The organism is Rhodosalinus sp. (assembly GCF_041685465.1).
Classification (GTDB): Bacteria; Pseudomonadota; Alphaproteobacteria; order Rhodobacterales; family Rhodobacteraceae; genus Rhodosalinus.
Genome location: NZ_JAWLFS010000084.1, coordinates 1 through 11,292, shown reverse-complemented (window position 1 = coordinate 11,292; position 11,292 = coordinate 1). Strand labels below are relative to the sequence as shown.

Annotated in this window: 12 protein-coding genes and 1 pseudogene; 2 read left to right on the top strand and 11 right to left on the bottom strand. The window is 71.0% G+C overall.

The features are described 5' to 3' along the window. Together ACESL7_RS07530 and ACESL7_RS07525 are read right to left on the bottom strand one after the other, a co-directional pair. Positions 1–460 (bottom strand): annotated as a pseudogene (locus ACESL7_RS07530) (xanthine dehydrogenase family protein molybdopterin-binding subunit); the annotation flags it as partial. 66 nt (positions 461–526) lie between these two features. After that, on the bottom strand, positions 527–1,654 hold the full coding sequence (locus ACESL7_RS07525; protein ID WP_372892699.1) for an alanine racemase: 1,128 nt from the start codon (positions 1,652–1,654) through the stop codon (positions 527–529). 129 nt (positions 1,655–1,783) lie between these two features. Between ACESL7_RS07525 and ACESL7_RS07520 the strand changes: the two genes are divergently transcribed. Beyond that, complete coding sequence (locus ACESL7_RS07520) at positions 1,784–2,212, top strand: Lrp/AsnC family transcriptional regulator (RefSeq protein WP_372892698.1); 429 nt, start codon at positions 1,784–1,786, stop codon at positions 2,210–2,212. 3 nt (positions 2,213–2,215) lie between these two features. On the opposite strand, the gene ACESL7_RS07515 is transcribed toward ACESL7_RS07520, so the two are convergent. The 4 genes from ACESL7_RS07515 to scpA form a co-directional block, all read right to left on the bottom strand. Next, the gene (locus ACESL7_RS07515) at positions 2,216–2,599 is read right to left on the bottom strand and encodes a hypothetical protein (RefSeq protein WP_372892697.1); all 384 of its coding nucleotides are present in this window, start codon (positions 2,597–2,599) and stop codon (positions 2,216–2,218) included. Positions 2,600–2,641: 42 nt separating this feature from the next. Continuing rightward, entirely contained in the window at positions 2,642–3,322 is a 681-nt protein-coding gene (locus ACESL7_RS07510) for a TerB family tellurite resistance protein (RefSeq protein WP_372892696.1), read from the bottom strand. Positions 3,323–3,372: 50 nt separating this feature from the next. Next, positions 3,373–3,981, bottom strand: coding sequence for a VOC family protein (locus tag ACESL7_RS07505; RefSeq protein WP_372892700.1), 609 nt, complete (start codon positions 3,979–3,981; stop codon positions 3,373–3,375). Between the two features lie 101 nt (positions 3,982–4,082). After that, complete coding sequence (gene scpA, locus ACESL7_RS07500; RefSeq protein ID WP_372892695.1) at positions 4,083–6,224, bottom strand: methylmalonyl-CoA mutase; 2,142 nt, start codon at positions 6,222–6,224, stop codon at positions 4,083–4,085. A 168-nt stretch (positions 6,225–6,392) separates the two neighbouring features. Here scpA and ACESL7_RS07495 point away from each other — a divergent pair, with 168 nt between their 5' ends. Beyond that, on the top strand, positions 6,393–6,878 hold the full coding sequence (locus tag ACESL7_RS07495; RefSeq protein ID WP_372892694.1) for a DUF4174 domain-containing protein: 486 nt from the start codon (positions 6,393–6,395) through the stop codon (positions 6,876–6,878). 55 nt (positions 6,879–6,933) lie between these two features. Here ACESL7_RS07495 and ACESL7_RS07490 read toward each other — a convergent pair whose 3' ends face one another. From ACESL7_RS07490 to ACESL7_RS07470, 5 genes are all read right to left on the bottom strand, one after another. Then, positions 6,934–8,934 (bottom strand): acetyl-CoA carboxylase biotin carboxylase subunit, encoded by a 2,001-nt coding sequence (locus ACESL7_RS07490; RefSeq protein WP_372892693.1) that lies wholly within the window; start codon positions 8,932–8,934, stop codon positions 6,934–6,936. Between the two features lie 400 nt (positions 8,935–9,334). Then, positions 9,335–9,694: a hypothetical protein gene (locus ACESL7_RS07485; RefSeq protein WP_372892692.1), complete on the bottom strand. Its 360-nt coding sequence runs from the start codon at positions 9,692–9,694 to the stop codon at positions 9,335–9,337. 72 nt (positions 9,695–9,766) lie between these two features. Continuing rightward, complete coding sequence (locus ACESL7_RS07480) at positions 9,767–9,907, bottom strand: hypothetical protein (RefSeq protein WP_372892691.1); 141 nt, start codon at positions 9,905–9,907, stop codon at positions 9,767–9,769. A gap of 214 nt (positions 9,908–10,121) precedes the next feature. After that, entirely contained in the window at positions 10,122–10,475 is a 354-nt protein-coding gene (locus ACESL7_RS07475; protein ID WP_372892690.1) for a DUF6497 family protein, read from the bottom strand. A 67-nt stretch (positions 10,476–10,542) separates the two neighbouring features. Beyond that, positions 10,543–11,292: acyl-CoA carboxylase subunit beta (locus ACESL7_RS07470; protein ID WP_372892689.1), on the bottom strand; the 750-nt coding region annotated here is incomplete at its 5' end.

Sequence of the window (11,292 nt, the reverse complement as noted above, 5' to 3'; positions counted from 1 at the left end):
CGTGCAGCGTCTCGCCGCCCGGGGCGATGTCGAGCTTCACGGGCCGGTCCTCGTAGTCGGGCACGACCAGCTCGGCCGCATCGCGCGCCTGCTGCAACGTCTCGGCCACGACCATCGCCACCGGCTCACCGACGAAGCGGACGCGGTCGCGCGCCAGCAGCGGGCGGTCGGTGCGCGCGGCCTTCGTGCCGTCGCGGTTCTCGACCCGGCTCGCGCCCATGGCGACGTTCAGCCCCGCGGCCTCCAGGTCGGCGCAGGTCAGCACGAGCGCCACGCCCTCGGCCGCGCGGGCCTCCTCCACGTCGAGCGCGGCGAGATCGGCATGCGCCACTTGCGAGCGAACGACAACCGCGTGCAGCGCGCCCTCCGGCGCGATATCGTCCACGTAGCGTCCGTGCCCCGTCAGAAAGCGGCGATCCTCGATCCGCGTGACCGGCTGGCTGCGCCCGAACTTCTCCATCCCGCGGCTCCCCTCGCGCTGTGGTTCGGCCTGCAACCTACGCCGCGCCGCGGCGCTGTCCAGCCCTCAGTCCCCGAGGCGCGCCTGCACGCGGGAAAGATCGCCGTAGCCGTTGAACCGCGTGGCGAGCGCCGTCGAATAGGCGCCCATGCCGGCGAAGAGCACCGTGTCGCCCTCGCCCACGTCGCCGGGCAAGTCGAGCGGCTCCGGCAGCCGGTCGAGGCTGTCGCAGGTGGGGCCGAAGACCACCCGCGCCCGCGCCGCGCCGATGCGCGGCCGCCCTGCGGGGTCGAGCACCGTGACCTCCGGCGCGCGCGGCACGTCGCGCCATTCGGCGAGCGCGCCGTAGATGCCATCCGTCAGCACCAGGGCGCCGTCGCCGCGCAGCGCCTTGACGCCGACGAGCACGCCGAAGGCCGACGCGACCATCGCGCGTCCCGGCTCGCAGACGAGCGCGGGCGGCGCGGCGCCGAAGGCCGCGCGCGTCTCGGCCCGGATGCGATGGAAGATCGCCTCCAGCATCCCGTCGTCGGCCGGGCAATGCGGGAAGCCGCCGCCCACGTTCAGCCGGTGGAGCCGGACGCCGGCCCGCTCCGCAACCTCGGCCGCGGCGCGGATATAGGCAGCCCAGGCCTCCGCATCGCGGCACTGCGTGCCCGGGTGGAAGGTGAGCGAGGGCGCGAAGCCCCGCACCGCCACCCGCCCGAGAAGCGCCGCCGCCGCCTCCGGATCGGCGCCGAACTTCTCGCCGAAGTCATAGGCGCCGCCCGGCACCGGAAGGCGCAGCCGCACCGCGACCTCCGTGCCCCGTGCGAGCGGCGCCAGCCGGTCGAGCCCCGGGCCATCGTCCACCGACCAGGAGACCGCGCCGTGACGCTGGCCCTCGGCCACCTCCTCCGGGGTGCGCAGCGGGTTGTGGTAGTGCAGCACCGCGCCCGGCACGGCCGCGCGCACCGCCTCCATCTCCGCGGGCGAGGCCACGTCGAAGGCCCCGATCCCCGCCCGCGCCAGCGTGCGCAGCACCTCCGGCAACGGATTGGCCTTGACCGCGTAGGTCACAAGGCCCGGAAAGCCCGCCCGGAACCGCCGCGCCTGCCGCGTCAGGCGCTCGGCGTCGAAGATCAGCAGCGGGCGCGCGGGCGCGCCGCGCGCAAGCTCCGCGACATCCGGCGCGATATCGGTCATTCGGGTCATGGCGGTCTCCCTGCTCGGGCCTGTCTCCGGCCTCTCCGGCACAGGATGCCCCGCCATGCCGCCGGTTTGCATTGGCACTTCCGGCGAAAGCGGCCTAATCTTCGTCGAAACGACGGAAGCAGCCGACAGATGGACGAGACCGACACCGCGCTCCTCGCGCTCCTGGCCGAGAACGCCCGCCAGCCGGCGGCGACGCTCGCGCGCCGCCTCGGCCTCGCGCGGTCGACCGTCCAGGCGCGCATCGAGCGGCTGGAGCGCACCGGCGCGATCGCGGGCTACACGCTGCGCCCCGGCCCGGCGCTCGCGGCCCCACTGCGCGCGACGGTGCTGATCTCGGTGGAACCGCGCGCCGGGCCGGAGGTGCTCGCCCGTCTCAGGGCGATGCCGGAGGTCGAGACGGTGCACACCACGACGGGCCGGGTGGACATGATCGCCACCCTCGCCGCGCCGGACACCGAGACGCTTGACACCGCCCTCGACCGCATCGGCGAGAGCCGCGGCGTGCGCGGCTCCGAAAGCCTCGTCCATCTCTCCACGAAGCTCGACCGCCGGCGCTGAGCCTCAGAGCTCCACCGGGCCGGAGGGCGCCTCCTCCTCCTCCGCAGGCGGGGCGCGCTCTTCCTTGCGGCGCAGGATGATGTCGCCGTTGGGCAGCATCTCGGGCGGGTGGTAGGCGCTCCAGTCCTCGACCCGCTCCATCAGGTCGGCGAGCGCCGGCCCCATCTCGCGGGCGAAGTCCCGCACCTCGGGCCCGAGTTCTTCCGCCATTCCCTCGAGCTCGCGCAGCGCCGGGTCGAGGTCCGACAGGATGCCGCGGAAGAAGAGCCGCGCGCCCTCCTCCATCAGGCGTCGGCCCTTCTCGCCCTCGTCCGGCGTCTCCGCCTCCTGCGCCGCGAGCGGGCCAGCGGCGAGGGCGAGGATCAGGGCGCAGGCGGTCCGGGTCATGGCGGCAAGCGTAACGCAGGTCACGCCCCCGGCATAGCCCGCTCAGGCCGCGCGCTCCGCGCGGATCTCCTCCCAGGCGCGGTTGATGTCCTGCATCCGGCGCTCGGCAAGGCGGATCGCCTCCTCCGGCACGCCGCGGGCGAGCATCACGTCCGGATGGGTCTCGCGCACCTGCCGCCGCCAGGCCGCGCGGATCTCGTCCAGATCCGCCTCCGGCGTGACGCCGAGCACGGTGTAGGGATCGCGCCCCTCGGGCACGAAGCGCGCCCGGAGCGCGCGGAACTCCCGTTCCGGCAGCCCGAAGATCTCCGCCACCCGGGCGAGGAAATCGTCCTCCCGCGGGTCGTAGGCCCCGTCGGCGAGCGCGATGTGAAAGAGCCCCTCCATCAGGTCGCAGAGCGTCGGGCTCCCGGCGCCGAACATCGCGCGGATGCGCCGGGCGTAGGCCTCGTAGCCCGCCACGTCCTGCCGCGCGAGGTCGAAGACCCTTGCGGCGTTGCGCTCCTCTTCCGGCGCGAGGCGAAAGACCTCCCGGAAGGCAGCGACCTCGTCGCGCGTCACCCGCCCGTCGGCCTTGGCCATCTTCGCGCCGAGCGCGATCACCGCGATGGTGAAGGCGACCGTCCGCTCCGGCGGTGCACGCAGCCGGTCGAAGACGGTGCTCAGGCTCTCCCCCTGACGGAGCGCGGAGACCGCGTCGGCGATGCGGCGCCAGATCGACATGCGCGGAGTCTAGCGCCGCCTGCGCGGATTGCCCATGCGCCCGCGCCCCCTCAGGCGAGACGCCGCAGGCCGCCGGGCGTCGCGATCTCGGCCACGAGCCCCGGCGCGCCCGCCGTGAAACGCACCCGCGCGTCGTCCAGATGCGGCGTGAGCCGCGCGGCGAGCCGCTCCGCCTCCGGATGCGCGACCTCGAGCGCGGCGAGCCGGCAGCCCGCCTCGGGCAGCCGCGGCGCGGGGTGCGCCGCGCCCTCCCATTCGATGAGCGCCGGGAAACAGCCGTCCCAGGGCAGCGCGCCCGCCTCCGGCACCGCCATGCGCCACCGCAGATCACCGCGCTCCAGCGCCACGGCCTCCCCCGCCTCCGGCAGCGCGGCGATCGCCCGGTCGAGATCCGGCACCCGGACGATCCAGGCCTGCAGCCGCGGCGCCCCGGCAAGCCCGTCCAGACCGAACCACCTTGCCCGCCCCGGCGCCGGCGCCGAAGGGTCCGCCGCGATCGCCTCCAGGTACTCCCCCGCGCCGAGGCCCAGAAGCCGGTTCCAGGTCCCGAAGCGCGCGTGCCGCCCGCCCGCGGCCAGCGTCACGCCGAGCGCCGCCTCGACATGCGCCGCCGCGGCCTCCAGCGTCTCCCCCGCCACGGCGAGGTGGTCGATCTCCATGCCCTGCACCGTCCCGGCTCCTTCTTCTTGGGTCAAATATCCTCGGGGGGTGAGGCGGCGCAAGCCGCCGAGGGGGGCAGACAGCCCCCCTCTCTGCCGTCTCAGGCCGCCGCGCCCGGTCGCGCCTTGCGGATCAGGTCGAGGATGTTCTGCGCCGCCTCCGGGATGTTGGTGCCCGGGCCGAAGATCGCCTTGACCCCCGCCTCCTTCAGGAAATCGTAGTCCTGCTGCGGGATCACGCCGCCGCAGATCACGAGGATGTCCTCGGCGCCCTTCGCGCGCAGCGCCTCGACGAGCTGGGGCGCGAGCGTGCGGTGCCCCGCCGCCTGGCTCGAGATGCCGACCACGTGCACGTCGTTGTCCACCGCGTCCTGCGCGGCCTCCTCCGGCGTCTGGAAGAGCGGGCCCACGTCCACGTCGAAGCCGATGTCGGCGAAGGCGGTGGCGATCACCTTGGCGCCGCGGTCGTGGCCGTCCTGGCCCATCTTGACGACGAGCATGCGGGGCCGGCGGCCCTCCTCTTCCGCGAAGGCCTCGACCGAGGTCTGGATCGCGGCGAAGCCCGCGTCGCCCTCGTAGGCCTTGCCGTAGACGCCGGCGAGCGTCTTGACCTCCGCCCGGTGGCGGCCGAACACCTTTTCCATCGCCATGCTGATCTCTCCCACCGTGGCGCGCGCCCGCGCGGCCTCGACCGCCGCGCCGAGCAGGTTGCCGCCCTCGCCTGCCACGCGCTCGACCTCGCTCAGCGCGGCGTCGCAGGCCGCCTGGTCGCGGTGCGCGCGGACGTCCTCGAGCCGGGCGATCTGGCTCGCGCGGACCTTGGCGTTGTCGATCGAGAGGATGTCGAGCTCCTCCTCCTGCGGCAGGCGGTACTTGTTGACGCCGACGATCACCTCCTCGCCGCGGTCGATCATCGCCTGCCGGGTCGCCGCCGTCTCCTCGATGCGGAGCTTGGGCATGCCGGAGGCGACGGCCTTGGTCATGCCGCCCATGCCGTCGATCTCGGCGATGAGCTCAGAGGCTTTCTCGGCCAGGTCGCTCGTCAGCTTCTCGACGTAGTAGGAGCCCGCCAGCGGGTCGACGACGTTGGTCACCCCCGTCTCTTCCTGCAGGATGAGCTGCGTGTTGCGCGCGATGCGTGCCGAGAAGTCCGAGGGCAGCGCCATCGCCTCGTCGAGCGCGTTGGTGTGCAGCGACTGCGTGCCGCCGAGCACCGCCGAGAGCGCCTCGTAGGCCGTGCGCACGACGTTGTTGTAGGGGTCCTGCTCGGCGAGGCTGACGCCGGAGGTCTGGCAGTGCGTGCGCAGCATCTTGGATTTCGGGTCCTTGGCGCCGAGCTCTTCCATGATGCGGTGCCAGAGCAGGCGCGCGGCGCGCAGCTTCGCCGCCTCCATGAAGAAGTTCGTGCCGATGGCGAAGAAGAACGAGAGCCGCGGCGCGAAGCGGTCGATGTCCATGCCGCGCGCCATCGCCGCCTTCACGTATTCCTTGCCGTCGGCCAGCGTGAAGCCGAGTTCCTGCACGAGGTTCGCGCCCGCCTCCTGCATGTGGTAGCCGGAAATCGAGATCGAGTTGAAGCGCGGCATCTCGTTGGCGGTGTACTCGATGATGTCGCCCACGATCCGCATAGAGGGCTCGGGCGGATAGACGTAGGTGTTGCGGACCATGAACTCCTTGAGGATGTCGTTCTGGATGGTCCCCGAGAGTTTCGCGCGCTCGACGCCCTGCTCCTCGCCCGCCACGATGAAATTCGCCATCACCGGGATCACCGCGCCGTTCATGGTCATCGACACGCTGACCTGATCGAGCGGGATGCCGTCGAAGAGGATCTTCATGTCCTCGACCGAGTCGATGGCGACGCCCGCCTTGCCCACGTCGCCCGGCACGCGCGGGTGGTCGCTGTCGTAGCCGCGATGGGTGGCGAGGTCGAAGGCGACCGAGACGCCCTGCTGCCCGGCGGCGAGCGCGCGGCGGTAGAAGGCGTTCGATTCCTCCGCCGTCGAGAAGCCCGCGTATTGCCGGATCGTCCAGGGCCGGCCGGCGTACATCGTCGCGCGCGGGCCGCGGACGAAGGGCGCCTCGCCCGGCAGGCTCCCGAGGTGGTCGAGCTCCGCCAGATCCTCCTCGGTGTAGAGCGGCTTGACGGGGATGCCTTCCAGCGTGTCCCAGGTCAGCTCCGCCGGATCGCGGCCCTTGAGTTCCTTCTCGGCGAGCTTGCGCCACGTCTCGAATTTCGACGTCATGCTCTCGTCCTTCCCATGTTTCGGCGGGCGGTCGCGGACCGCGCCCCGCCCCGGTTCCGCATCCCCCCGGCAATCGCGCCGCGGCGCGCGGCAAATCGTGCCCGAGAGGCTTGCGGCGGCTTCGCTTTTCCGGTCATGCCCCCTATATATTCGCTGACAGGAGGTGCCATGACCCGTTTCGCTGCGCTTCTTCTCGCCGCGCTCGCCGCCGCCCCGGTCGCCGCACAGGAGGCCGGGGCCGCGCAGGCCGAATCCGAGACCGAATCCGAGACCGAGACCGAAGAACCGTCCCTCATCCGCGACGGGACCGATGCCACGCTGGAGGACTTCCACTGGGTCGCGCGGCCGGTGATCGTCTTCGCCAACAGCCCGAACGATCCGAGTTTCGTCGACCAGATGGACTCGATCCGCGGGCGCAAGCAGCCGCTCATCGACCGCGACGTGGTCGTGCTGACCGACACCGACCCGGCGGCGCGCTCCGACCTGCGCCAGGCGCTGCGCCCGCGCGGCTTCATGCTCGCCATCATCGCCAAGGACGGCTCCGTGATCGCCCGCAAGCCGCTGCCCTGGGACGTGCGCGAGATCACCCGCTCCATCGACAAGCAACCCCTCCGCCAGCGCGAGGTGCGCGACCAGAGCGAAGACCGCGGATAGCGCCGAGGCACGCCGGCCGTGACCGGCGCCCTCGCGGCCATGACGGCCTCGCCTCTCACTCGAACTCCATGATCACATCGTCCACGGCAAGGCTGTCGCCGGGGCCCGCGTTGACCCTGGCGACCACCGCCGTGCGTTCGGCGCGCAGGATGTTCTCCATCTTCATGGCCTCGACGGTGCAGAGCGGCTGGCCTTCCTGCACTTCCATGCCCGCCTCGACGTCGACCTTCATCAGCAGCCCCGGCATCGGGCAGAGCAGCATCCGCGAGGTGTCGGGCGGCACCTTCTCGGGCATCCGCTCGGCAAGCTCGGCCTGCCGCGGCGTGCGGATGTGCAGGCGCAGGTCCGCGCCGCGGGTGCGGATGCGGAAGCCGCCGGTGATCTTGCCCACCTTGAGCGTGAGCGGCGCGCCGTCCACGGTCATCCGCGCGAGCGGGCGCCCCGGCGTCCAGTCGCCGACGACCCGGTGCTCGGTGCCGTCCTCGAAACGCACCGTCGCACCCTCGCGGTCTGCGTCGATGGTGACGACGTGGCGTTCGCCCTGCGCCGTCACGATCCAGTCGGCGCCCACCTTGCGCTCGTGGTTGTCCATCCGCCCCGAGATCCGGGTGCGCCGGATCTCGGCGACGCGGTGCATTGCGGCGGCCGCCGCCACCACACGGCGCAGCGCCTCGGCTGTGAGCGTCTCGCCGGCGAAGCCCTCGGGCCATTCCTCGGCGATGAAGGCGGTCGTCATCTCGCCGGCGACGAATTTCGGATGCTCCATCACCGCCGAGAGGAACGGCAGGTTGTGGCCGATCCCTTCCACCTCGAAGCCGTCGAGCGCCTGGCGCATGCCCTCGACCGCCGCGGCGCGCGTCGGCGCCCAGGTACAGAGCTTGGCGATCATCGGGTCGTAGTACATGCTGATCTCGCCCCCCTCGTAGACGCCGGTGTCGTTGCGCACGACGCGTTCCGGGGTGACGATCTCCTCCGGCGGGCGGTAGCGGGTGAGCCGCCCGATCGACGGCAGGAACTTGCGGTAGGGATCCTCGGCGTAGAGGCGGCTTTCGATCGCCCAGCCATCGAGCCGCACATCGTCCTGCGCGAGGGCGAGCTTCTCGCCGGCGGCGACGCGGATCATCTGCTCGACGAGGTCGATGCCGGTGATCAATTCGGTGACCGGGTGTTCCACCTGAAGGCGGGTGTTCATCTCGAGGAAATAGAAGTTCTTTTCCCCGTCCACGATGAACTCGACCGTCCCGGCCGAGGTGTACCCCACCGCCTGCGCGAGAGCCGTGGCCTGCGCGCCCATGCGCGCGCGCGTCTCCTCGTCGAGGAAGGGCGAGGGCGCCTCCTCGATCACCTTCTGGTTGCGACGCTGGATCGAGCACTCCCGCTCGCCGAGGTAGATGCAGTTGCCGTGCTGGTCGGCGAGCACCTGGATCTCGATGTGGCGCGGCTGCGTGACGAACTTCTCGATGAAGATGCGGTCGTCGCCGAAGCTGGAGGCGGCCTCGTTCTTCGAGGACTGGAAGCCCTCCCGCGCCTCCCCGTCATTCCACGCGATGCGCATGCCCTTGCCGCCGCCTCCGGCGCTGGCCTTGATCATCACCGGGTAACCGATCTCGGAGGAGATGCGGACAGCCTCCTCGGCATCCTCGATCAGGCCCATGACGCCGGGCACGGTGCTCACGCCGGCCTCTTTGGCGAGCTTCTTCGAGGTGATCTTGTCGCCCATCGCCTCGATCGCGCCCTTGGGCGGACCGATGAAGGCGACGCCCTCGGCCTCCAGCGCCTCGGCGAACTTCGGGTTCTCGGAGAGGAAGCCGTAGCCCGGATGCACCGCCTCGGCGCCGGTCCGGCGGATCGCCTCCATCACCCTGTCGATGACGATGTAGGACTGATTCGCCGGCGCCGGGCCGATGTGGACGGCCTCGTCGGCCATCTCGACGTGCAGCGCGTTCCTGTCGGCGTCGGAATAGACCGCGACGGTGGCGATCCCCATCTTGCGCGCCGTCTTGATGACGCGGCAGGCGATCTCGCCCCTGTTGGCGATCAGGATCTTCTTGAACATCCGCTCCCCTCTCCCGTTGCGGGCCGCTCGGGACCCGCTTCTTCAAGACACAGGACCACGCGGGGCGCCTGCCCCCGTGGCCCGCACATGGGTCGGCGCCATGCGCCGCACGCCGCCACCGCCCACCCCGGCGTGCCGGGCGCCCGCGCCGCCGGTTCCGGAGCGCGTGACGAAAAGAGGGGCGGCCGACCGTGAGTCCGGCCGGGCCGCCCATGAAGGGGAGGGTAACGGTGGTGGCGGGCCTGCTCTGCATCGATCATCGCGACACATGCCCGCACTGGTTGTACATTTCCCGAGATGGCCGCCCTCTGCAACCGCTTGTTCGCCGAAATCGCCGTGGCAGCGAGACGTCGCCCGGACCCGGCGGAAACTCGCGCATATGTTGTTTCGACCACCGCGCTCATGCCGGGTCGTCCCCATCGAAGACCTCGGGAAAAGCCGCGCGCGCGGCCTCGACGTCGACGATCAGCCGCGCCTCGTAGTCGCAGGGATCGAAAGGGTCGTCGCAGGGCAGGACTTCGCGGCCGAAAAGCCATGAAAGCCGCCCCGCGTCGAGATTGCCGCGCACGAAAGGCGCATCTCCGAAATGGGCGACAAGGGCCCCGAGAAAGGCCACGTCTGCCGCGCGGTCGGCCGGGCGCCGATCCGCATACCGCTCGCGCCGCGCGAGAGGCGTCGCACCTTTCGCGTTCGCGCGCCGGATCGTGAACTGGAAATCCGTACCCGGTTGGCGCGAAGGAAATCCGCGATGCTTGATCATGTGGCCCGCTCCCGGCGAGCGCCGCGGCGCGGGCGAAGGTCGGGGGCAGGCCTCGCCTGCCCCCGTCCGGTCTTACTTGTACTTGCCGGTCGATTCCGGCTCGGTCGTGATCGGCTCGGGCTCGACCACGACGAACTCTTCTTCCTGCTGGGCGCAGGCGGCAACGGCGCCAACGAAACCCAGCATGGCAAGCAGCTTGATGCTCTTCGACATCTGTTTCTCCTGTCATAAGCGGATTGCCCCGTACGGACATTACCGTCCGCAGGGTATGCCGCGCAGAGTGCGGTCACTTGCACGCAACCATCGCCCAACCTAAGCGATCCGTTCCCGGAAATACATGCGCTGACGCAATGCTCTGCGCGCGGCGGCGCGAGTGTCGCATCCGCGCCACGCCTCGCGCGAAAAATCCCGGCCCCCTGCACCGCCATCAGAACGCCTCCCATCTGCACTGGTCGCCCTCGATCCGGTACGCCTCGAAAACCTGCGTCACCTCGGGGTCGAGTTCCGCAAAGGGCACCGGGGCCTCGGCGAGACTGACGATGATGCGGGCCGGCGCGCCATCGTCCGCGCGCGCGTGCGGAAGGGCATGACGATCGCAGAGATGCGCCATGTCGGCCTCGCGCGTTTCGTAGGCCAGCCCCGGGGCCTCCGGCGCAAGGTAGCGGTAGCGCAGGACCGGCCCCGCGCGCCCCTCCTCGGCGATCACCTCCATCAGCTCCACCGGCTGGCCGGACGGCACCGCGATCCCCTCTGCCGCGAGGGGCGCCGCCGCGCTCGCCACGCAGACGGCACCCGCAATGGCACACCGGCCTCCTGCGGGGATATTCGGGGCAGGGAAACGCACGCGCTCAGAGCGGGATGTTGTCGTGCTTCTTCCAGGGCGTCGCCACCTTCTTCTTGCGCAGGCTGGCGAAGGCGCGCGCCACGCGCATCCGGGTCGAGCGCGGCTGGATCACCTCGTCGATGAAGCCGCGCTCGGCGGCGACGAAGGGATTGGCGAAGCGGTCCTCGTAGTCCTGCGTGCGGCGCTGGATCTTCTCCGCGTCGCCCAGTTCGGAGCGGTAGAGGATCTCGACCGCACCCTTGGCGCCCATGACGGCCACCTCGGAGGTCGGCCAGGCATAGTTGAAATCGCCGCGCAGGTGCTTCGAGGCCATGACGACATAGGCGCCGCCATAGGCCTTGCGGGTGATGACGGTGACCTTCGGCACGGTGGCCTGCCCGTAGGCGAAGAGGAGCTTGGCGCCGTGCTTGATGATGCCGTCGTATTCCTGCTTCGTCCCCGGCAGGAAGCCCGGCACGTCGACGAAGGTCAGCAGCGGGATCTCGAAGGCGTCGCAGAAGCGCACGAAACGCGCGGCCTTGCGCGCCGAATCGATGTCGAGGCAGCCGGCGAGGACCATCGGCTGGTTCGCCACCACGCCCACGGTGCGGCCCTCGAGCCGGATGAAGCCGGTGATGATGTTCTTCGCGAAATCCTCCTGGATCTCGTAGAAGTCGCCCTCGTCCGCGACCTTCAGGATCAGCTCCTTCATGTCGTAGGGCATGTTGGGGTTTTCCGGCACCAGCGTGTCGAGGCTGGGCTCGACGCGCTTGGG